The 21,345-nt window shown below is 61.2% G+C and carries 20 protein-coding genes; 8 read left to right on the forward strand and 12 right to left on the reverse strand.

The window, feature by feature from the left end:
* From nirB to AC1D1Z_RS24990, 6 genes are all read right to left on the reverse strand, one after another.
* The coding region (nirB, locus tag AC1D1Z_RS24965; protein WP_477851854.1) for a nitrite reductase large subunit NirB at nucleotides 1–2,195 on the reverse strand (2,195 nt) is incomplete at its 3' end.
* 16 nt (nucleotides 2,196–2,211) lie between these two features.
* The gene (locus AC1D1Z_RS24970) at nucleotides 2,212–3,480 is read right to left on the reverse strand and encodes an MFS transporter (protein WP_065276422.1); all 1,269 of its coding nucleotides are present in this window, start codon (nucleotides 3,478–3,480) and stop codon (nucleotides 2,212–2,214) included.
* A gap of 481 nt (nucleotides 3,481–3,961) precedes the next feature.
* Nucleotides 3,962–5,242, reverse strand: coding sequence for a CmpA/NrtA family ABC transporter substrate-binding protein (locus tag AC1D1Z_RS24975; protein WP_193444227.1), 1,281 nt, complete (start codon nucleotides 5,240–5,242; stop codon nucleotides 3,962–3,964).
* A 34-nt stretch (nucleotides 5,243–5,276) separates the two neighbouring features.
* Nucleotides 5,277–5,864: an ANTAR domain-containing response regulator gene (locus AC1D1Z_RS24980; RefSeq protein ID WP_018241751.1), complete on the reverse strand. Its 588-nt coding sequence runs from the start codon at nucleotides 5,862–5,864 to the stop codon at nucleotides 5,277–5,279.
* A 171-nt stretch (nucleotides 5,865–6,035) separates the two neighbouring features.
* A complete protein-coding gene (locus AC1D1Z_RS24985) occupies nucleotides 6,036–6,665 on the reverse strand; it encodes a glutathione S-transferase family protein (protein WP_131604971.1) in 630 nt (209 codons plus the stop codon).
* 7 nt (nucleotides 6,666–6,672) lie between these two features.
* Nucleotides 6,673–7,038, reverse strand: coding sequence for an ArsR/SmtB family transcription factor (locus AC1D1Z_RS24990; RefSeq protein WP_131604972.1), 366 nt, complete (start codon nucleotides 7,036–7,038; stop codon nucleotides 6,673–6,675).
* Nucleotides 7,039–7,257: 219 nt separating this feature from the next.
* On the opposite strand from AC1D1Z_RS24990, the gene AC1D1Z_RS24995 reads away from it, so the two are divergent.
* Genes AC1D1Z_RS24995 through AC1D1Z_RS25020 form a run of 6 tightly spaced genes read left to right on the forward strand, consistent with a single transcriptional unit; the run spans nucleotide 7,258 to nucleotide 13,085 of the window.
* Nucleotides 7,258–8,118 carry an ABC transporter substrate-binding protein gene (locus tag AC1D1Z_RS24995; protein WP_028732143.1) on the forward strand — a complete coding sequence of 287 codons (861 nt, stop codon included), beginning with the start codon at nucleotides 7,258–7,260 and terminating at the stop codon, nucleotides 8,116–8,118.
* 14 nt (nucleotides 8,119–8,132) lie between these two features.
* Complete coding sequence (locus AC1D1Z_RS25000; protein WP_131604974.1) at nucleotides 8,133–9,263, forward strand: LLM class flavin-dependent oxidoreductase; 1,131 nt, start codon at nucleotides 8,133–8,135, stop codon at nucleotides 9,261–9,263.
* 24 nt (nucleotides 9,264–9,287) lie between these two features.
* On the forward strand, nucleotides 9,288–11,120 hold the full coding sequence (locus AC1D1Z_RS25005) for a TRAP transporter large permease (protein ID WP_131604975.1): 1,833 nt from the start codon (nucleotides 9,288–9,290) through the stop codon (nucleotides 11,118–11,120).
* Nucleotides 11,121–11,133: 13 nt separating this feature from the next.
* Complete coding sequence (locus AC1D1Z_RS25010; protein WP_018445679.1) at nucleotides 11,134–12,132, forward strand: TRAP transporter substrate-binding protein; 999 nt, start codon at nucleotides 11,134–11,136, stop codon at nucleotides 12,130–12,132.
* 42 nt (nucleotides 12,133–12,174) lie between these two features.
* Entirely contained in the window at nucleotides 12,175–12,429 is a 255-nt protein-coding gene (locus AC1D1Z_RS25015) for a hypothetical protein (RefSeq protein ID WP_245278856.1), read from the forward strand.
* On the forward strand, nucleotides 12,426–13,085 hold the full coding sequence (locus AC1D1Z_RS25020) for a peroxiredoxin (protein ID WP_065276428.1): 660 nt from the start codon (nucleotides 12,426–12,428) through the stop codon (nucleotides 13,083–13,085). The genes AC1D1Z_RS25015 and AC1D1Z_RS25020 overlap by 4 nt, the downstream gene beginning before the upstream one ends.
* A 103-nt stretch (nucleotides 13,086–13,188) precedes the next feature.
* Here AC1D1Z_RS25020 and AC1D1Z_RS25025 read toward each other — a convergent pair whose 3' ends face one another.
* Nucleotides 13,189–13,959 carry a gamma-glutamyl-gamma-aminobutyrate hydrolase family protein gene (locus AC1D1Z_RS25025; RefSeq protein WP_018241758.1) on the reverse strand — a complete coding sequence of 257 codons (771 nt, stop codon included), beginning with the start codon at nucleotides 13,957–13,959 and terminating at the stop codon, nucleotides 13,189–13,191.
* A gap of 174 nt (nucleotides 13,960–14,133) precedes the next feature.
* Entirely contained in the window at nucleotides 14,134–14,856 is a 723-nt protein-coding gene (locus AC1D1Z_RS25030) for a glutathione binding-like protein (protein ID WP_131604976.1), read from the reverse strand.
* Nucleotides 14,857–15,027: 171 nt separating this feature from the next.
* On the opposite strand from AC1D1Z_RS25030, the gene AC1D1Z_RS25035 reads away from it, so the two are divergent.
* Nucleotides 15,028–16,020 (forward strand): lytic transglycosylase domain-containing protein, encoded by a 993-nt coding sequence (locus tag AC1D1Z_RS25035; RefSeq protein ID WP_205928496.1) that lies wholly within the window; start codon nucleotides 15,028–15,030, stop codon nucleotides 16,018–16,020.
* Nucleotides 16,021–16,100: 80 nt separating this feature from the next.
* Nucleotides 16,101–17,057, forward strand: a complete 957-nt coding sequence (locus tag AC1D1Z_RS25040) for an NAD-dependent epimerase/dehydratase family protein (RefSeq protein ID WP_461509830.1) — start codon at nucleotides 16,101–16,103, stop codon at nucleotides 17,055–17,057.
* 20 nt (nucleotides 17,058–17,077) lie between these two features.
* Here AC1D1Z_RS25040 and AC1D1Z_RS25045 read toward each other — a convergent pair whose 3' ends face one another.
* From AC1D1Z_RS25045 to AC1D1Z_RS25060, 4 genes are all read right to left on the reverse strand, one after another.
* Nucleotides 17,078–18,343, reverse strand: a complete 1,266-nt coding sequence (locus tag AC1D1Z_RS25045) for a glycerate kinase type-2 family protein (protein WP_018445672.1) — start codon at nucleotides 18,341–18,343, stop codon at nucleotides 17,078–17,080.
* Nucleotides 18,344–18,503: 160 nt separating this feature from the next.
* A complete protein-coding gene (locus AC1D1Z_RS25050; protein WP_065276431.1) occupies nucleotides 18,504–19,901 on the reverse strand; it encodes a M20/M25/M40 family metallo-hydrolase in 1,398 nt (465 codons plus the stop codon).
* Nucleotides 19,902–19,918: 17 nt separating this feature from the next.
* Nucleotides 19,919–20,977 (reverse strand): ABC transporter ATP-binding protein, encoded by a 1,059-nt coding sequence (locus tag AC1D1Z_RS25055; RefSeq protein ID WP_131647551.1) that lies wholly within the window; start codon nucleotides 20,975–20,977, stop codon nucleotides 19,919–19,921.
* A gap of 7 nt (nucleotides 20,978–20,984) precedes the next feature.
* On the reverse strand, nucleotides 20,985–21,345 hold a 361-nt coding region (locus AC1D1Z_RS25060; protein WP_477851858.1), incomplete at its 5' end, for an ABC transporter permease.

Genomic DNA, 21,345 nt, shown 5'->3' on the forward strand with positions numbered 1-21,345 from the left:
ATATGCTCCAGCGCCTCGTCCTCGGTCCGGACAAGCCCAAGGACCTCCGTGCCCTTGATGTCGAGCCCGGCTGCACCGGCGAAATGGATCTCGAAACCGGAATCCACGCAGATCACGCCGATGTCCTTGCAGGTTGCTTCCGCGCAGTTGCGCGGGCAGCCGGACACGGCCATCTTCAGTTTGGCCGGCGTCCAGGAGCCCCACATGAACCTCTCGATGCGGATGCCGAGACCGGTGGAATCCTGCGTGCCGAAGCGACACCAATCAGAGCCGACGCAGGTCTTCACCGTGCGCAGACCCTTGGCATAGGCTTGGCCGGAGACGAAGCCGGCTTTGCCGAGATCGGCCCAGACGGCGGGCAGGTCTTCCTTCTCGATGCCGAGCAGATCGATGCGCTGGCCGCCGGTGACCTTTACCATCGGGATTTCGAACTTATCGACGACATCGGCGATGGCGCGCAGCTCGTTCGCATTGGTGACGCCGCCCCACATGCGCGGAACGACGGAGTAGGTGCCGTCCTTCTGGATGTTGGCGTGCACGCGCTCATTGATGAAGCGCGACTGGTAGTCGTCGGCATATTCGTCGGGCCAGTCGCAGACCAGGTAGTAGTTGAGCGCCGGCCGACATTTGGCGCAGCCGCAGGAAGTCTTCCATTCGAGCTCCTGCATGACGGCAGGGATGCTCTTCAACCCCTTCGCCTTGATCAGGCGGCGGACATCGTCATGGCCGAGTTCGGTGCAGGTACACATCGGCTGGACCGCAGCCGGGTTGTAGCTGTCGCCGAGCGTCAGCGCCATGAGTTGCTCGACGAGGCCGGTGCAGGAGCCGCACGAGGCGGATGCCTTGGTATGGGCGCGTACGTCGTCGAGCGACGTCAGCCCTTTGCCTGAAATTGTCGAGGTGATTTTGCCCTTGCATACGCCGTTGCAGCCACAGATCTCCGCGTCATCCGGCAAGGCTGCAACGGCCGCCATAGGGTCCAGCGGCGACCCTCCCTGATAGGCCTGTCCGAAGATCAGCGTCTCGCGCATCTCCGAAATATCGGTTGCCTTCTTCTTCAGGTCATTGAACCAGGCACCATCGGCGGTTTCGCCGTAAAGCACGGTGCCAATGATCTTGTTGTCCTTCAGCACCAGACGCTTGTAGACGCCGGCTGAAGCATCGCGCAGCACGATCTCCTCGCGGTCGTCGCCGTCGGCGAAGTCGCCGAGTGAATAAAGCTCGATGCCGGTGACCTTGAGCTTGGTCGGCGTATCCGCGTGAACAAAGGCGGGCGAGCGATCGCCGGAGAGATGCGCGGCGGCGATGCGGGCCATTTCATAGAGCGGCGCAACGAGGCCGTAGACCATGYCGCCGACCTCGGCACATTCGCCGAGCGCAAGAATATCGCCGTCCGAGGTCTGCATGCCGGCATCGACGACGATGCCACGATTGACCGCAATGCCGGCGTCCTTCGCCAGGCCGACACTCGGACGAATGCCGACGGCCATGACGACCAGTGTTGCCGGGATGATGCGGCCGTCGTCAAGCTCGATGCCCTCGACCTTGCCGTTGCCGACGATCGCCTTGGTATTGGCCTTGCAAATGACCTTGATGCCGCGTTCCTCGACCGCCTTCTGCAGCAGGTAGCCGGCGGCGGGGTCGAGCTGGCGTTCCATCAGCGTCGGCATGACATGCAGGACGGTGACGTCCATGCCGCGCTGGGCAAGGCCGGCCGCCGCTTCCAGGCCAAGCAGACCGCCGCCGATGACGACAGCCTTTTCGCGCGACTGAGCGGCAAGCAGCATCGCCTGCACGTCATCGAGATCGCGATAGGTGATGACGCCGGGCAGGTCCTTGCCGGGAACGGGAATGATGAAGGGCACGGACCCGGTTGCGATCACCAGCTTGTCGTAGCTTTCGGTGACGCCGTGGTCGGAGGTGACGGTCTTGGCGGCGCGATCGATGTTGACGATCTTGTGGCCCTTGTACAGCATGATGCCATGCTTGATATACCAGCCGTCGCCGTGAATGATGATCTGTTCGTAGTCCTTTTCTCCTGAGAGAACCGGCGACAGCATGATGCGGTCGTAATTGACGCGCGGCTCGGCATTGAAGATCGTAACTTCATAGCGACCCGGCGCCTGCTCGAAGAGGTGCTCCAGCATGCGCCCGGGCGCCATGCCATTGCCGATGATGACAAGTTTTTCGGTCATATTTCCAGGTCCTTGATCAGGTTGCAGCCAGGGGCGCCGAGTGCCCTTGGCGCGACAGTTGCTTGACGGACAGGTGCATCCAGATGAGAGAGATCACGACGATCGCGAAGAGCAGCAGGAAACAGCTGGACCAAAGGCCGGTCATGTCCTTGAGGAGGCCAAAGGCGATCGGAAGGATGAAGCCGCCAAGGCCGCCCATCATCCCGACGATGCCGCCGACTGCGCCTACGTTTTCTGGGTAGTAGGCCGGAATGTGCTTGTAGACGGCAGCTTTGCCGAGGCTCATGAAGAACCCGAGCACGAAGATGACGACGATGAAGATGACGGGGGTGATACCGAAGGCCGGACCTGTCCCGGCCCCAGAAGCAGCCGGCAGCGAAAGGATGAGGGTGGCCACGGCCGATACGGCAAGCATCGTATACATCACGCTGCGCGCGCCCTTCTTGTCCGACAGCACGCCACCGAAGGCGCGGAAGATGCTGCCCGGGATGGAGTAGGCGGCCGCGATCATGCCGGCGGTTTCCAGGTGGAAGCCGTAGACGCCGACCAGATAGCGCGGCAGCCACAGCGACAGGGCGACGAAACCGCCGAAGGCGAAGAAATAGTAAAGCGAGAAGCGCCAGACCTGGACGTTCTGCAGCGGCGCGAATTCCTCGGCAAAACTCTTGGTGGCGACGCGGCGTTCGCGGCGGAGACGGTAGGCCGGATCATCGGTGGTGGTGAACCAGAAGACGATTGCCATCAGTGCCAGACAGACGGCCCAGATCTCGGCAACCGCCTGCCAGCCCCATGCGAGCAACACGAAAGGCGCCGCGAATTTGGTCACAGCCGCGCCGACATTTCCGGCCCCGAAGATGCCGAGCGCGGTTCCCTGCTTCTCAGCCGGGAAGAAAGGCGAGACATAGGCGACACCGACCGCGAAGGAGCCGCCGGCGAGGCCGACGCCAAGGCCGGCGATCAACATCTGCGTATAAGTCTGGGCGTAGGAGAGCAGGAAAGTCGCCAATGCGGCGGCCAGCATGGTGAGCGTGTAAACGAGACGGCCACCGTAGCGCCCCGTCCAGATGCCAAGGACGATGCGCACGAGCGAGCCGGTCAGCACGGGGGTGCCGACCAGCAATCCGAACTCGGCCTCGTTCAGCCCGAGATCCTGCTTGATGCGAATGCCGATGATCGCGAAGATCGTCCACACGGCAAAACAGAGGGTGAAGGCTACAGTGGAGATCCACAATGCTTTGGCTGGTTCGCCGGCCGACATGGGATGTGCTTTCTCGATGACAGACATAACTTCTCCGGGGCCCGACAAGGTCGTGCCGATCCATCGCTGAGGGTTAAAACAAAAAGCCGCTGGTCAGGACGCGCATACACGAGGTGCGCGAAATATCCTGATCAGCGGCTTTGCTGGTGGCGCCCGCCGTTGGACGCCGAATTCTTGGGCCTTTTAGCCCTGTTGCCTGGAAGCAATCCGTATGCCGGCTTGCTCAAGCTTAGATTACATCTTCGATCTGAAGGGGTAACCTCTGTGTCTCCTATGAGCGCCTATCGCGCGCTCATTCTGCGCTGATCGCCATTGACCGGTGCAATAATGACAATGCAAACCGCGTGCCAGTTTGTTGTCACTTGTACAAGCCATTGAATGTAAATCATATTATTCAAAAATCTGACGGATGCATGTTTTTCAGGCCGCCATCAGTCGTGCAAATCTTTTGTGCGCTTGTTGTGAGGCAGGCAGATCCTTGCTGGCGTTTTGTGCAGGCCGGCGTCAATCAGGCCTCGTCGTCGGACATGAAGGGCAGGGCGCTTTTAACGGCAAAGCCTGCGACATAATCAGGCAACCTAGCCGGGTCGAAGACGTGGCCGTCCATGAAGCGGTCGCCCTCGTCGCCGCCTTCGATGCGGATATCGGCATCGTCAGGTGCGTTGCCGTCGCCGAGAGCCGTCCGGTAGAGATCCGGGCGGTAGGCGGATGCTGCGGCCCTTGCCATGTTAAGGCTGACCTCGGCCTGTCCCCAGCGGATCATCTGGCTGTAAATCCACAGCGCATGGCTTGGCCGGGGATAATTGGCGAAGCCGGAATGGAACATGAAATAATCGGTGATGATGCGGCGGTTACCTTTTGCGTCGAGGCTGAATTCGCCGGCGAGCACACGGCGAATAATCTCGACGGGGGCAGCGATATAGCGCGGGTCGGCTAGAGCTGCCGCCAGCGCGTCGTGATTTTCCGGCCGGTCGCACCAGCGGGCTGCCGCGTCGAGGGCCACGATCAGCCGGGAAACGGTTTCCGGATGGCTTTCCGCCCAGTCCGGCCGCATGCCGATTACCTTTTCCGGTGCCGACGGCCAGATATCCTGTTTGGCGGCGACGATGCGGCCGACGCCGCGCTCTGAAGCGACCATGTTCCACGGCGCGCCGACGCAGAAACCGTCAATCGCACCGGCTGCCAGCGCATCCGAAGTCATGGGCGGTGGCACCACGACAAGCCTGACGTCCTTGTCGGGATCGATGCCGCCGGCCGCCAGCCAGTAGCGGAATTCGTAATTGTGTGAGGAGAAGGGATAGGTGACCCCGAAAGTCGGCAGCGGCTCGCCGCGGGCCTTCATTGCCGCCAATATTTTTGCCAGGGCGCGGGCATTGTCGAGCGCGCTTGCCGTTTCCGGCAATCCCGCGTCATTCCGCATCCTGTCGAAGAACCGCGTCGACAGCGTGATCGCGTTGCCGCCGCGCCCCAGCGAAAATGGCGTGATCGTCGGTGAGGGATTGGAGCCGAGGCCGAGCATGGAGGCGACGGGCATCGGCGACAGCATGTGGGCAATGTCGAACTGGCGGAATGCCAGGCGGTCACGCACATTCGCCCAGGAGACGTCCTTGACGAGATCGAGCGTCAGGCCTTCCTTCCGCGCGAAGCCGAATTCTGTGGCGGCAATCAGCACCGATGCATCGACGAGCGGAATGAAACCGGCCCGCAGCACTTTCGGTCCTTCGTTGTTCACCCGCACGGGCGAGGGCATGTCGCCGCCGGAGTTGGAGGTCGTTGTCATCATATCCACTCCGGTTTCCTCCGGAAATTCATCAGGTCGGCCATTACATCAACAGCCCCGCGGCAGTGACGACGCTCTGGGCGATTTCCGACATCTTCTTCTTTTCGTTCATCGCTGTCTGGCGCAGCAGGGCGAAAGCCTCTTCCTCCGACAGGCCGCGCATCTTCATCAATATGCCCTTGGCGCGCTCGACCAGCTTGCGTTCCTCCAGCGCGGAGCGGGCATCGGCAAGCTCTCGCCGTAGCCGGTTGAAGGCATTGAAGCGGCTGACGGCCATGTCGAGGATCGGTTTGACGCGTTCCTTCTTCAATCCGTCGACGATATAGGCCGAGACGCCCGCATCGACGGCAGCCTCGATCGAGGCCGTGTCGGAGCGATCGACGAACATGGCGATCGGGCGGCTGACCGTGCGCGTCAGTTGGAACAGATGCTCCATCATGTCGCGGTTGGGATTCTCGATATCGATGATGATCACGTCGGGCATCAGCGTTTCGATGATTCGCGCGATGCCGTTGACCTCGTGGACCACGGTGACGCGCACATGCCCTGCCTCGCGCAGTCCTTCTTCGATGATGGAGGCGCGTATGGCATTTTCGTCGATCACCAGAATTGTCAGATCGAGATGCGTCATTGTCTATTCATGACGCACTGCAGCAATTTTGGCAAGGCGTTCGCCTGAAAAGTGTGCACAAATAGGTGTGCGCAAAAAATAATCAAACTGCCGCACTTTCGGGCGAAATCAATGCGCCACGTAGCTTAGCTGGCGAAATTCGGCGAAGAATTGCTGCCGGGCAAGGTCTCTTCACGGCTGCGGTATTTCGGATGTGAAATGAGGAATGGCGTAACCGCGCTTGAGCTGTGGCCGTGCGGCAAGCCTGAGATACCATTGCCTGACATAAGGGAAAGCATTCAGGTCGATCTTGTGACGCTGAAATCGGGATACCCAAGGCCAGACCGCCATGTCGGCGATGGAATAATCGTCGACGAGATAGTCGCGGCCTTCGAGCCGCGCGTTCAGCGTCTCGTACAGGCGGCGGGTGTCCCTGCGAAAGAGATCCTCCGCGAATGGCGCTTCGCCGCTGTTGTAGGTCAGGAAATAATGGGCGTGACCGAGCGTCGGCCCGAACCCTCCCATCTGCCACATCAGCCATTCGATCGTGTGATGCCGGGCGGCACCCTGCAGGGGCAGGAAGCGGCCGGTCTTTTCGGCGAGATAGAGCAGGATGGCGCCGGATTCGGCAAGCGTGATGCCGGTCTCGTGATCGATGATAACAGGAATCTTGCCGCCCGGATTGATGGCGAGATAATCCTGCTGGAATTGATCCCCCTTGGTGATGTCGATCGCGTGGGGGCGATAGGGAAGGCCGAACTCCTCGAGCGCGATCGAAACCTTCAATCCGTTCGGCGTAATCCAGGTATAGAGGTCGATCATCCCAGGTTCAATCGAACATCATTTCGTCGACCGGCAGCTTCGTCATTCCGAAGCGCCCGGTGACGTCGTCGAGGCCAGAGAACATGTCCCGCAGAGTTTGCACGATCGTATCGACGCGCGGATCGATGACGCGATAGACGATTGCCTTGCCGTCGCGGCGTCCTTCGATCACACCGGCCTCGCGAAGCTCGCTCAATTGCTGGGAAAGCGTCGGCTGGCGGATACCGAGTTCGTCCTCCATCGCCGAGACCGGGGCTTCCGTCTCCATGAGATAGCAGACGATCGCCAGGCGGTTGGCATTGGCGATCAGCTTCAGCAATTCGCTGGCTGCGCCGACATCGCGGCAGACTCTTGAGGAAACGGGCTTCGTCAACGGTATCGTCCTTGAAGGTTCTATAAAAAAGTAAAGTGACGGCGCTGAATTTTCAACTCCGGCTCGCTCACTTCGCTCGATCTGGCAAAAGATTTCATTGCCTATCGATTTTATGGGATTTCAAAGGCGATTTTCTCCTGCTGACGACAATCGCTTCCTCGTAATCAATTTATAAAAAAGTAAATTGACTGCTATGAGCCACGCCATCGGTTGCACAGAATGAAAATTGGTGTTCACCCCAACAATCTGCATCTTCGCCTCGCGCGGCTCTGGCCCGGCGCCTTTGTCGATCTGCAGCCGATATTCGTCTCCTATGCCGAAGGCCGCGATACCGCGGTGCTGCTGGAACGTGGCGAGATCGATCTCGGCGGCACTGGCTCGACGCCGCCGATCGAGGCGGATATGCGCGGGCTTGCCGTCGAATATATCGCTGCCTCCGCGCCGCGCCCGGCCAACGGCGCCATCTTCGTCAGGAGCGACAGTCCGATCTGCTCCGTCGCTGAGCTGAAAGACCGCCGGATCTCGCTGATCGACGGTTCGTTTCACACCTATCTCCTGGCCCGCAGCCTCGAAGGTGAGGGGATGAGCCTGCCCGATGTCGAGCGGGTCGAAAGCGGCGCGCGCGATTCGCTCGCCGACCTGCTCGAAAGGCGCGTCGATGCCTGGGTCGCCATGTCGCCGCGTCTCGAAAAGGCGCTGGAGCGCGACGACGTCAGGTTGATCGTCCGCTGCGGCGCGGCCATTCCCAACCGTTCTTTGTTCTGGACATTGGAACGGAACGGCCTTTCGGCAACGGAGATCCGGGCGATCGTCTCCGAACTGAGCCGGATCGGTAACGAGATCGCCGCCGATCCACGCACCGCCGCCAGACTTCTTGCATCGGGCGACCGCGGCGGATCTGGCGACCGCGGCGGAACGGATATCGATGCCTGGGAAAAGGTGGTGCGCTCACGCGACTTCACGGTGTTTCCGATCGACGACGAGATCATCGCCGAACAACAGGAAGAGGCCGACACGCTGCTGCGTCACGGCCATTTCGCCAAGCCCATCGTGCTGAAACGCCCGGAAATGACGAAATAACAAGGAATCGGGAGATGAACGCTTTCTGGTACATGTGCGCACCCGACGGCGCCTATCCCTGGCAGCCGGAAGGCTCGCGTCAGGTCGACTACGGCTACTACAAGCAGCTTGCCCAGGCCTATGACCATCTGGGTTATACCGGCGCCCTGTTTGCGACCGGCGCCCACGACGTCTGGGTGCTGGCGAGTGCGCTGCTTGCTCACACCGAGCGGCTGCGTTTCCTCGTCGCCATCCATCCCGGCCTCGTCGCGCCGACATTGCTTGCCAAGATGGCAGCGACCTTCCAGGAATTCGCCCGCGGCCGGCTGCTGATCAATATCGTCTCCGGCGACGCCAAGATGCTCGGCGCCTATGGGATGATGTTGCCGCATGACGAGCGCTACGACATGGCGGAGGAATATCTTCAGCTTTGGCACCGGCTCTTTGCCGGCGAGAGCGTTACCCATCAGGGCAAGTATTTCTCGACGGACGGCGCCAAGCTCGCCTTGCCGGTCGGCGAGAGCATCGCACCGCCGCCGCTCTGGTTCGGTGGCTCCTCGGATAAGGCGCTTGAAGTCGCGGCGAAACATGTGGACACCTATCTCTCCTGGGGCGAGACGCCCGCCCAGATCGGCGAGAAGGTCGAAGCGGTAAAGGCGCGGGCCGCCCACTACGGCCGTGAACTGGAATATGGCATCCGTCTCTACGTCATCGTTCGCGACACCGACGAAAAGGCCTGGGAGGCGGCGGCCGATCTCTATGGCCGCATGGATGATGCGGCGATCACCGCCAACCAGCGTTTCGTTGCAAGAAGCGATTCCGTCGGCCAGCAGCGCATGACGGCCTTGCACGGCGGCCTCAAGCCGGAAAATCTGCGCGATCTCGAAGTTGCACCGAACCTCTGGGCCGGCATCGGCCTGGTCAGGCCCGGCCCCGGCACGGCGATCGTCGGCTCTCCGGATACAGTTTTGCGCACGCTCGAAGCCTATCAGAAGGCTGGTGTCGATACTTTCATTCTTTCTGGCATGCCGCTGCTTGAGGAAGCCTATCGTTTCGGCGAAAAGGTGCTGCCGCGGCTCGATGTCAGCAGGGAGGTCTCGAAGGCGCGCAACTACACCTGGTCGACGCTCTTCGATCGCGATCTTTCGACCGTCAAGAATGCCTGATCCTCTCGCCAGAAGGTAAGTTTTGTGGCCACCAGTGAATTTCATCCGGTCGAACAGGCCGCTCCGCACAGCGGGGTGGCAGTGCGCCTGCTGCGGGCGATCGAGGCGATTCTCGGCATTGCCGCGGCACTTGTTCTCGCCGTGCTGCTCTTGATGGTGCTCGTCACAGTCTGCCTGCGCTATTTCTTTAGCGCCGGCTTCATTGGTGCCGAGGATCTCGGCATCTGGTTGCATGTGGGCCTGATCGCGCTTGGCGCGCCGCTCAGCCTCAATAGCGCGCTTGCCATGCGCCTCGACGTCTTCGTCAAGATCCTGCCGGAAAACCTGCAGAAGGTGACGCGGATCGGCGCCGATGTTTTCACCGTGCTTTCTGCGCTGATCCTGAGTTTTGGCGGCAGCGAGATCATGACGATGCTCGGCGGCGTCTCGCCGACGCTCGGCGTGCCGGAATGGATCCGCTTCGGTTTCCTCGGCGCCGGCGGCGCGCTGATCCTCGTCGTGCTGCTTCTGCAGCGCATTGCCGAAGGCAAGCTCCTGCCGGTTGCTCTCTCGCTTGCCGTGGGGGTCGCGCTCTATGCCGGTATCCCGCATGTCGCGCTCGATCTCGACTGGCCGCCGAGCATCTTCCTCGGACTTATTGCGGCAATCGGTCTCCTGCTTGCTGCGCCGCTGCCGCACGCCTTTCTTGCCGCAGCCTATGTCGTCATCGCCTTCGGCAGTAGCCTGCCGGAGCCGGCGATCGTTTCCGCGACCGTCACCGGCATCTCGAAATTCCTGCTGCTCGCCATTCCCTTCTTCCTGCTTGCCGGCGGCCTGCTGACGGCCTCCGGCGTCGCCAACCAGCTCGTGCGCTTCGCCGCCGCCATGGTCGGCCATCGCCGGGCAGGGCTGGCGCAGACGACGCTCTTGACCAGCGTCCTTTTTTCCGGCGCCTCCGGCTCGTCGGTCGCAAATGCCGCTTTCGGCGCGTCGACCTTCCAGCCCGAACTGGTCAAACACGGCTATCGGCCGGCGCAGGCGGCGGCGATCATCGCCTCGACATCGGTTCTCGACAACGTCATCCCGCCGTCGATCGCATTTCTCATCCTTGCGACGGCGACCAATCTTTCCGTCGGCTCGCTGCTCGTCGGCGGTTTCTTTGCCGGCGGGCTGATGGCCATATGCCTGGCAGTCGCCATCCATCTGACGGTCAGCGAACAGGTGCCTTTGCCGCGCGCAAACGCGAGACAGCGCTGGCAATCGGCAGTCCAGGCTATCCCAGCCTTCGGGCTCGGCATCATCGTCGTCGTCGGCATCCGCATCGGCATCGTCACGACCACGGAAGCGGCTGCGCTTGCTGCTTTCTACACGCTGCTGCTCGGCATCGGCGCGCGGCTCGGCATTCTCTCGCTCTATGCCGCCTTTCGCCAGGCAGCAGTTGAAGCGGCGGCAATCGGTCTCCTCATCGGCACGGCCGGCCCCTTTGCCTTCCTGCTGGCTGTCGACGACGTGTCCAGGCTGATCTCGCATCTGACGACGGCACTCGGCGGCAGCGCGCTTGCGGTCATCCTGCTGTCGAACGTCATCCTGCTGGTTGTCGGCCTTGTTCTCGATATCGGCGCTGCGATCCTGCTGTTCGGCCCGATCCTGCTGCCGGCAGCGGTTGCCGCCGGCATCGATCCCATTCAGTTCGGGGTGATCATCGTCGTCAACCTGATGATCCACGGACTGACGCCGCCGCTCGGCATGCTGATCTTCGTCGTCAGCGGCGTCACGCGCATTCCCGCCTCGGAGCTCTTTCGGGCGGTGGTTCCCTATCTGCTCGCTCTCCTGGTCTCGCTCGCAATCCTTTGCGCCTGGGCCATCATCTTCTCGTAAACAGGACAACCCCATGGATAATCTCAACCGACGCCATTTCCTGAAGACCGCTGCTCTCACCGGAACGGTGCTTGCAGCGCCCGCTTTCGTCCGCACCGCCGCTGCCCGCACGACGACGATCACGATCGCTTCGCTGCTCGGCGACGACAAGCCGGAAACGAAGATCTGGGTGAAGATCGGCGAACTGGTCGAAGCGAAGCTGCCCGGCCAGTTCAAATTCAATATCGTCAGGAACGGTGCGCTCGGYGGCGAGAAGGAGGTGGCCGAGGGCGTGCGCCTCGGCTCCATCCAGGCCAGTCTCTCGACGGTCTCGTCGCTCTCCGGTTGGGCACCGGAACTGCAGATCCTCGATCTGCCCTTCCTCTTCCGCGATGCCGACCACGTGCGCCGGACCGTTGGTGGTGATGTCGGCGCCGATCTCAAGCAGAAACTGCAGGCGCAGAATTTCGTCGTCGGCGATTTCATCAATTACGGCGCCCGCCATCTCCTGACCAAGGAACCGGTGACGCGGCCGGAGCAGCTCAAGGGTAAGCGCATCCGTGTCATCCAGAGCCCACTGCACACCAAGCTCTGGAGTGCATTCGGCACGACGCCGATCGGCATTCCGATCACCGAGACCTATAATGCGCTCGCAACCGGTGTCGCCGACGCGATGGATCTGACCAAATCGGCCTATGCCGGCTTCAAGCTCTATGAGGTCGTGCCCGATATGACCGAGACCGGCCACATCTGGGCATCCGGCGTCATCTATTATGCCTCGACCTTCTGGGCCGGCCTCAACGACGAGCAGAAGGCGGTGTTCCAGCAGGCTTCCAGCGAAGGGGCCACCTATTTCAACCAGCTGATCGTCGACGACGAGTCCAAATCCGTCGAGACGGCGCTTGCCAACGGCGGAAAGCTCTTGAAGCCGGAAGCCTTCGAGGAATGGCAGAAGGGCGCCCAGGGTGTGTGGGACGATTTCGCACCTGTTGTCGGTGGCATCGACAGGATCAAATCCGTCCAGGCGGCCTGAGCAAGAGGCAGGGCGGTTCGCCTGCAGCTTTTGACGGGACCGATGGAAAAACCATCGGTCTCTTCATCGCGCGCACTTGCCGGAAAAATAATGCCGGAGCAGGCCGGAAATCGAAAGAGCATGCCTTCGGTGATCGTGATATATAACTTACTTAAAATCCAGGAATGGGAAGTCTTTACCTTCGGCCGGTGCGATCCTGTTGACCGCAATCTCTCGACCGCTTCCGGCGGACGGATCCCATGGCCTCGATTTGAGACGAAAAACATTGAACACAAGGCTTTGGAGGGCCGACCATGAGCTTACGCATCAACGATATTGCCCCCGATTTTACCGCCGACACCACGCAGGGACCGATCAGCTTCCATGAGTGGATCGGCAGCGGCTGGGCCGTCCTGTTCTCGCATCCGAAGAATTTCACGCCTGTTTGCACGACCGAGCTCGGCGCCATGGCCGGCCTTGCGGGAGAGTTTTCCAAGCGTGGCGCCAAGATCATCGGCATCTCCGTCGATCCTGTGGAAAGCCATGCCAAGTGGAAGAACGACATCAAGACCGCCACTGGCTTCGACGTTGAATATCCCCTGATCGGTGACAAGGACCTTAAGGTCGCCAAGCTCTACGACATGCTGCCGGCCGGCGCCGGCGAGAGCTCGGAAGGCCGCACGCCTGCCGACAACGCGACGGTGCGTTCGGTCTTCATCATCGGTCCCGATAAGAAGATCAAGCTGATCCTGACCTATCCGATGACGACGGGCCGCAATTTCAATGAGATCCTGCGCGCTATCGATTCCATCCAGCTGACGGCCAAGCACCAGGTGGCCACACCGGCGAACTGGAACCAGGGTGATGACGTCATCATCACTGCCGCGGTGTCCAACGAAGACGCGATCACGCGTTTCGGCGCCTTCGATACGGTTCTGCCCTATCTCAGGAAGACCAAGCAGCCGACGGCCTGATCCCGGCTCTCGAACCTCTACAAGCCGTCGCGAAAACATCTTCGCGGCGGCTTTTCTTTGTGGTGCTGATAGCGGTGAAGTGTCGGCCGTAACCGATCGAACCTTAGGTGATGGCTTTGCGGGCTCTCACCGCGTCGCCGAATGCCTGAAACAGCGCACGATTCACAGGGTTGGTTTGGGGATCGTATTCGGCGTGCCATTGCACGCCGAGCGCAAATCCCGGCGCGTCTTTGAACCGTATCGCCTCGATCGTCCCGTCCTCGGCAATTCCTTCGGCAACGACCCTCTCGCCAAGTTCGAGGATGCCCTGTCCATGTAGCGAGTTCACCCGGATCGTCTCTCGGCCGAGAATGCGCGCAAACATCCCGTCCTGGATAAGTCGAACATCGTGACGATCGCCGAAAACGATGGCGGGGTCGGGATGGATTTCGCCGGTCTCCAGGCGCGGCATTCGGTGGTTCATGCGTCCTGGCAATTCCCGGATTTCAGGATGCAACGAGCCGCCGGCGGCGACGTTCATTTCCTGAAAACCGCGGCATATACCGAAAACAGGAACGCCTTGCGCAACACAGGCTTCAATCAATGGTAGCGCCAGCCCGTCACGATCTTCATCGTAAGGTTCGTGCTTGGGATCAGGCACCATGTTGAAGCGGCTGGGATGGACATTAGCTCTGGCGCCCGTCAGCAGAATGCCGTCGACGACAGCCAGCAGATCCGCGATATCGGCTAGTTTAGGATTGCCGGCAAACATCAGCGGCAAGGCTTCGGCAACATCGGCCACTGCTCGCAGATTATTTTCTCCGACAAGCTGGGCCGCAAAGCGGCTTTCGACGATGCGGGCGTTCCCGATGATGCCGATTACAGGTCTCGTCATTGCTGGCCACACCCCAAGTCGCAACGCCAGCTGCTGCCCAAACCGTCAAGATCCGCGGGCAGGTGATCTGCAACGACGCGAAGCGGGAACCGGCCTTTGGCTGGCTGCGGGCCCGGTTGTCACTATGGATATCCTTTGCCGCAATGACGGTGCAAGAGCTATCGCAGCCGATGCTCAATCCGGAACGGGAAGGGCGCGCTGGTTGTAGAGGATATTGCGGATGCGCGCCTGCTCCTCTTCGGAGAGCTTACTGTTGTCGGTGCCAAGATCGGCGCCGACCGCCAGGCCGCGTTGGACACCAGGCCGTGCGCCGACCTCCTCGAACCATCGCTTGAAATGCTTGAACTCGTCGATGTCCTGACCCTGTGCCTGCCAGTTGACGGTCCAGGGATAGCTGACGATATCGGCGATGGTGAATTCCTCACCGGCCAGATAGCGCCGGTCGCGAAGCCGCATGTTGAGAACGCCGTAGAGGCGGTTGGCTTCGTCCGTGAAGCGCCGCACCGCATAGGACTGGTCGCCTTCGCGATCGCCAAGGCGACGGAAATGACCGGCTTCGCCGAGTTTCGGCCCCTGGTTCGCCATCTGCCAGATCACCCATTGCGTGACCTCGTATTTGCCGCGCAGATCCTGCGGCCAGAATTTACCGGTCTTCTCGGCGAGATAGAAGAGGATCGCGCCGGATTCGAACACGCTCAACGGACCGTCGCCATCGGCAGGCTCGTGATCGACGATGGCCGGCATGCGGTGATTGGGGTTGAGTTTGAGATAATCAGGTTTGAATTGGTCGCCCCGGCCGATATTGACCGGCACCAGCCGGTAGGGCGTGCCGGTTTCCTCCAGGAAGATCGAAACCTTCTTGCCGTTCGGCGTCGGCCAGTAGTGGAGATCAATCATCTGCTTATCCTCGTTCGCTTAGATAGTCCTGGTGAAGAGGATGACGCTGCGACCGTGGCAGGTCGAATATATCTGTTCCAAAATTGCTGGCGAAATTAGAAACCTGGTGCAGAGAGGGAAATGGGGGAAGCTTCCTACCCGTATCGATGGTATTGAGAATTCAGCGTCGCGATGGAAGTTCGAACCCGCCGAGATCCGATGATAGGCCGGAAATGTCAGTCCGACATGGGGAGGAGATCGGCGAAAGCCATGCTTTCGCTCTGCCTTCTGTTTTCCCAACTAGACACGGTAAGGGCCCAGCCGGAAGGAAGCGCTGGGGCGCCGGCCTGTCTCTATTCGGGGCCTTCGGCGTCGGAATCGGGTGAGACGCTTTGCATCCGTAAGGACAGTTTCAATCGAGACCTTTGCGTCGCGATCGAGCATTTCGCCAGCGCCAATCAATTGCCGCCGGATTATTTCGCCCGTCTCATCTGGCGGGAAAGCACCTTTCGCCCCGATGCAGTCAGCTTCAAAGGAGCGCAGGGCATTGCGCAGTTCATGCCCGGAACGGCGAAACTGCGCGGTCTTGAAGACAGCTACCAGGTGTTGGAAGCCCTGCGGAAATCGGCTCAATATCTCGACGAATTGCGCAATCGTTTCGGCAATCTCGGCCTTGCCGCCGCCGCCTATAATGCTGGCGAAAACGGACTTTCCTCTTACCTAACGTCAGGGAGATTACCTTACGAGACACGCGGTTACGTCCTGGCAATCACCGCGCATACCATCGAGGAATGGAAGGATAATCCTCCGGAAGATGCGGCTGCCCCGCTCGACAAGGACAAGTCCTTCCTCGATGCTTGCGTGGCGCTTGCGGAGAGACGGACGTTGAAGGACACGCCCTGGCGTCAGGAGGGTGAATGGGCGCCCTGGGGCGTCCAACTTGCGGCGAATGCGAATGTCGCGGTAGTCAGGCGCATGTTTCTCGATGCCGTGCAGGATCTGCCCGCGCCCCTGAATGCGGAGCAGCCGCTGATCCTGCGCCAGCGCGATCGCAGCTTTGGTTTTCGCCCGCGTTATGCTGCCCGCATCGGCCGGCAGACACGCTTGGAAGCCAACGACCTCTGCAACCAGATCCGCAAACAGGGCGGCACCTGCCTTGTTTTCAGGAATAGCGGGCCTGGTTGAGCCGACTTGATCACGAAAAGTCTGCTTGCGGGATCACCCAAGCGCAGCATATTCGACACGGAAATGCAAAGGGAGGAACGATGATGCGGGTTTTGGTAATCGGGGCAACGGGCCATGTCGGAACCTATCTCGTTCCCCGTCTGGTGGAAGCCGGCCACGACGTCGTTACGATCAGCCGCGGCACAGCAAAGCCTTATACGGCAAACCACGCCTGGGCTGGCGTCGATCAGCGTCAGATGGATCGGACAGCCATGGAGCGGACGGGTGATTTCGGCCCGGCCGTGCGTGGTGTGAAAGCCGATATCGTCATCGACATGATCTGCTTCTCGCTGGAAAGTGCCGAGCACCTGGTGACGGCGCTATCGGGGCATGTCGGTCATTTCCTGCATACCGGCACGATCTGGACGCACGGCCACCCGACAGCCGTGCCGACACTGGAAGAGGCGCCGAAATTTCCCTTCGGCGAGTACGGCACGCAGAAGGCGGCGATCGAAACCTATCTGCTGCAGCAGGCAAGGCTGCGCGGATTTCCGGCAACCATCATCCATCCCGGCCATATTGTTGGTCCCGGCTGGGCGCCGCTCAATCCGGCAGGCAATTTCAACCTGCAGGTCTTTTCGACCCTTGCCCGCGGAGAGGTTCTGGCGCTGCCCAATTTCGGCCTGGAGACCGTTCATCACGTCCATGCCGATGACGTGGCGGCGATGTTCATGGATGCGATCGCCAACTGGAACACGTCGACCGGCGAAAGTTTTCACGCGGTTTCGGAGCAGGCATTGACCCTTCGCGGCTATGCCGAATCAATGTCTCGCTGGTTCGGGCACGAGCCGAAGCTCAGCTTCGCGCCATTCGACGCCTGGGCCGAAGGTCAGACGGCTGAGGATGCGAAGGCGACATGGGAACATATCGCCCGCAGCCCGAATTGCTCGGTCGCCAAAGCGAGGCGCCTGCTGGGTTACACCCCAAGATACACATCCCCGCAGGCAGTGCAGGAATCGGTCAGCTGGCTGGTCGGGCAGGGGCGGATCAAGACCTGATCCGCCATCGCCGCCGAATCCTAACAGATCAGAATAGCCCTGAAATCATTGACGTTGGTTCCGGTCGGGCCGGTTTCAAAGAGATCACCGGTGGTCGCAAAGCCAGAATAGCTGTCATTGCCGTCGAGCAGTCGGCGCGGATCGAGCCCGGCGGCGCGAAGGCGCCTTGCCGTGCCGCCATCGGCAAAAGCGCCGGCATTATCCTCCGAGCCGTCGATCCCGTCCGTGTCGGCGGCGAGGATATGAATGCCCTCCTGCCCGTCGATCGCAAGCGCCATGGCGAGCGCGAATTCGCCATTACGTCCGCCCTTGCCGCCCTTGGCTCTCAGCGTCACCGTCGTCTCGCCGCCGGAAAGGATGACGACCGGCTTGGAAAACGGCCTGTTGCGGCCCGATACCTCGCGGGCAATCGCCGCATGCACCAGCGCCACGTCGCGCGATTCCCCTTCGATCGCATCCGAAAGGATCGCCGGCTCGATCCCCTGCGACTTCGCCAGTGCGGCCGCCGCCTCCAGCGAAACGCCGGCGGAGGCGATGATGTGATGCGCGTGCCGTAGGAAGACCGGATCGTCCGGTCGCGGTGCATCGGCCTTCGGCGAGTTCAAATGGTCGAATGCGGCCTGCGGCAGCTGCAATCCGTATTGCCTGATGATCTCGAGCGCATCGTGCCGTGTCGAACCATCAGGGACCGTTGGCCCGGAGGCGACATGGGCCGGGTTGTCGCCGGGAATGTCGGAGACGATCAGACTGACGACCCTCGCTTTGGTCGCTGCTGCAAGTCTTCCGCCCTTGATGGTGGAGAGATGCTTGCGCACGACATTCATTGCCGAAATCGGTGCGCCCGAGGCAAGCAGCTTTTCGTTGAGCGCAATCTCATCTTCAAGGGTCAGCCCGTCCGGCGGGGCGGGCAGCAGCGCCGAGCCACCGCCGCAGATCAGCGCGATCACCAGATCGTCTTCCGTCAGCCCGTTCACCGTCTCCATCAGCCGCTTTGCGGCGGTAAGGCCAGCCGCATCCGGCACCGGATGGGCGGCCTCGAAGATCTCGATGCCGCGTGTCTCGCAGCCATAGCCGTAGCGGGTGACCACGAGACCCTCAAGCGCTCCGTCCCAGACGCTTTCGAGCGCCCGCGCCATCTGCGCCGCGCCCTTGCCGGCGCCGATCACCACGGTCCTTCCCTTCGGCCTATCAGGTAGGTTCGCCTTTATGCCAGTCAGCGGATCGGCGGCGCGAACCGCCGCGTCGAACAGGCTTTTCAGAAAATCGCGGGGAGCTGATATCGTCATCGGTGGTCTCTGCTGCCTCGGTGTCGATGTGGGATTGTCCGTTATTCTCGGCCTGCAGGATCAGCAGGGTGCGCTGGCCGCACCATAGCCTACGGCATAATTCCTCAAATCGGAATCGATCGAAGGATAAAATTATGCAGCAATTCAAAGTGCTACAGCGTCAGTCGGCGAGGGCGGCCAGGATACGGACCCAGGATCGTATGCCTTTATGGAAGCTTGAGAGATCGTATTTTTCGTTCGGGCTGTGGACGCGGTTGTCGAAGCGGGCGAAGCCGACGAGGAGGGCATCGCATCCGAGCCGGCGTTTGAATTCGCCGATGATGGGGATCGAACCGCCCGTGCCGGCAAGGGCAGCTTCGCATTGCCATTCCGTCGAAAGCGCCTGAAGCGTCCTGGTGAGAAACGGACTGTCGATCGGCATGACGGTTGCCGGCGAAAGCCCGTAATCCCTGAAGCTGACCGAACAATCCCTAGGGATACGTGCGCGCACGTGCCGCTGGAAGGCATCACGGATCGTCAGAGGATCTTGCCCTTCAACCAGGCGAAACGAAATCTTGGCGTTTGCCTTCGCCGGAATGACGGTCTTGAAGCCTTCTCCTGTATAGCCGCCACTCATGCCGTTGATTTCGCAACTCGGCCGCGCCCAGATCTGTTCGAGGACAGAACGGTCTGCCTCGCCGGCCGGATCTCTCAGGCCGATATCGCCGAGAAAGGCCTCCTCGTCGAAGGGCAGTCTTTTCCACAGCGCCTTGATGGCGTCGGGGAGCTCTTTCACGCCATCATAAAAACCCTCGACCGCGACGCCGCCATCGGCACGCCGCAGGCTCGAAACCACGTCTGACAGCACCTGCAGCGGATTGCGCGCGGCATTGCCGAACATGCCGGAATGCAGGTCTTGATCGGCGCAGGTGACCTCGATTTCCGTACTAAAGATACCGCGCAGCATCGTCGTGACGGCAGGCGTTTCGCGATCCCACATATCCGTGTCGCAGACGAAAACCGCATCGGCCTTCAACTCGTCTGCCGTGGCATCCAGAAAGGGCGCGAGGCTCGGGCTGCCGGCCTCTTCCTCACCTTCGAACAGCATGCTCACCTGCACCGGCAGTTTACCCGTGACGCTCTTCCAGGCGCGGCAGGCTTCGACGAAGGTCATCAACTGTCCCTTGTCGTCGGACGCGCCGCGCGCCACGATCGCGGTATCGCCGTTCGGCAAGGCTTCCATGCGGGGCTCGAACGGATCGCTCGTCCACAGCGCCAGCGGATCGACCGGCTGGACATCGTAATGGCCGTAAAACAGCAGATGCGGTCCGGACGCCGCCTTTTCATGGGCGACGACCATCGGATGCCCGGTCGTTTTACGCACCGATGCTTCGAAGCCGATCGCAGCCAGATCCCGGCTCAGCCATTCGGCGGCAGCGCGGCAGTGATCGCGATAGGTCGGGTCGGTCGAGACGCTCGGAATGCGGATCAGCTCGAAAAGCCGCGCCAGGCTACCATCGAGGCTTCGGTCCACATGGGCAAGAACGGCATCGATATCTTGATCCATGGCACTAGTCATCGTCTCTCCTCAGCGGTTCAATCTTCCGGATCGAGAATGCAGCATTGCTCGGCGAGCGGTATCAGCACGGCGGACGACCCCGTTTCCAGCGGGTCGGACAAAGCCCCATTGGCGGTGATCTCTCCCGCTGATGTCGTGCATTTGTACTGGTAGGCCCGGCCAAGATAGGTGCGCGTGCCGAGCACGGCCGCGATGCCATCACCGTCACGGCTGACGGCAAGACCGTCTGCGCGGCAGGCCAGCACGAAGTCGTCCTTGATCGGTCCGAACGTTTCCTGTGACAGCTGCAGCCGCGCTCCGCCGGTCGTCTCGGCCATCACAAGCGCGCCGTTGCGCGCGCTCACCTTCATGCGGATCAGGTTCTCGAATCCGACGAAGCGGGCGACGAAAGCGTTGGCCGGCTGGCGATACAGCACCTCCGGCGCGTCGAGCTGCATGATGCGCCCGGCATTCATGATCGCCACCCTGTCGGAGATCGAGAATGCCTCCTCCTGGTCGTGGGTGACGTAAAGTGACGTGGTGCCGTTGGCGCGCTGGAGCTGCCTGATCTCGACGCGCATGTCGATCCTGAGCTTTGCATCCAGATTGGAAAGCGGCTCGTCGAACATCAGAAGCGGCGGCTCGATGACCAGTGCCCGGGCGAGAGCCACGCGCTGTTTCTGGCCGCCTGACAGGGCCGACGGCAGCCGGTCGGCGAAGGCCGAAAGGCCGACGCGGTCCAGCATGGCCGTCGTTCTTTTCGTCCGTTCCGGCTGGGGAATGCGACGCTGCCTCAGGCCGAAGGCAACATTGTCCTGGACGCTCAGATGAGGAAAAAGCGCGTAGTTCTGAAAGACCAGGCCGATGTCGCGCGCATGTGCGGGAAGGCCGGTGAGGTCGCGCTCGCCGAGCTTGATGCTGCCGCTGCTCGGCTGCAGAAAACCAGCCACGAGGCGCAATGTCGTCGTCTTTCCGCAGCCGCTGGAGCCGAGCAGGGACACCAGCTCCCCGGCCATGACTGAGATCGACAGGTCCTTAAGCACCTGGGTAATGCCGTAATGGGCGGAGATGGAATCGATGGTGAGGGATACGGTCAAGAGCGTTCTACTTTGTCAGGAAGGTAAGGCCGAGCGTGGCCTCGACGACGGCCATGACGCCGACTGTCACGAACATCAGCAACACCGATACCGATGCGATCGTCGGGTCGAAGAACTGTTCCATATGCGCAAGGATCTGGATCGGCAGCGTCGAGATGCCCGGCCCGGTCAGGAAGACCGAAACCGACACGTCGTTGATCGAGGTGATGAAGGCGAGGATGAAGGCGGCAATGACMCCGGCCCGAATATTCGGCAGGACCACGGTCAGGAAGGTTTTCAGCGGCGGGCAACCCAGGCTGATCGCCGCCTCCTCGACGGAAAAATCGAAGGCCGCCAGGCTGGCGCCGACGACGCGCACCGAATAGGGC

Source organism: Rhizobium sp. P1_E1 (genome assembly GCF_056406015.1).

Coding starts and splice junctions, on each gene's coding strand:
- AC1D1Z_RS24970 (WP_065276422.1), bottom strand. CDS start 3,480: ATGTCTGTCATCGAGAAAGCACATCCCATGTCGGCCGGCGAACCAGCC.
- AC1D1Z_RS24980 (WP_018241751.1), bottom strand. CDS start 5,864: ATGACGCATCTCGATCTGACAATTCTGGTGATCGACGAAAATGCCATA.
- AC1D1Z_RS24985 (WP_131604971.1), bottom strand. CDS start 6,665: ATGATCGACCTCTATACCTGGATTACGCCGAACGGATTGAAGGTTTCG.
- AC1D1Z_RS24995 (WP_028732143.1), top strand. CDS start 7,258: ATGAAAATTGGTGTTCACCCCAACAATCTGCATCTTCGCCTCGCGCGG.
- AC1D1Z_RS25000 (WP_131604974.1), top strand. CDS start 8,133: ATGAACGCTTTCTGGTACATGTGCGCACCCGACGGCGCCTATCCCTGG.
- AC1D1Z_RS25015 (WP_245278856.1), top strand. CDS start 12,175: ATGGAAAAACCATCGGTCTCTTCATCGCGCGCACTTGCCGGAAAAATA.
- AC1D1Z_RS25020 (WP_065276428.1), top strand. CDS start 12,426: ATGAGCTTACGCATCAACGATATTGCCCCCGATTTTACCGCCGACACC.
- AC1D1Z_RS25025 (WP_018241758.1), bottom strand. CDS start 13,959: ATGACGAGACCTGTAATCGGCATCATCGGGAACGCCCGCATCGTCGAA.
- AC1D1Z_RS25030 (WP_131604976.1), bottom strand. CDS start 14,856: ATGATTGATCTCCACTACTGGCCGACGCCGAACGGCAAGAAGGTTTCG.
- AC1D1Z_RS25035 (WP_205928496.1), top strand. CDS start 15,028: ATGGAAGTTCGAACCCGCCGAGATCCGATGATAGGCCGGAAATGTCAG.
- AC1D1Z_RS25040 (WP_461509830.1), top strand. CDS start 16,101: ATGATGCGGGTTTTGGTAATCGGGGCAACGGGCCATGTCGGAACCTAT.
- AC1D1Z_RS25045 (WP_018445672.1), bottom strand. CDS start 18,343: ATGACGATATCAGCTCCCCGCGATTTTCTGAAAAGCCTGTTCGACGCG.
- AC1D1Z_RS25050 (WP_065276431.1), bottom strand. CDS start 19,901: ATGACTAGTGCCATGGATCAAGATATCGATGCCGTTCTTGCCCATGTG.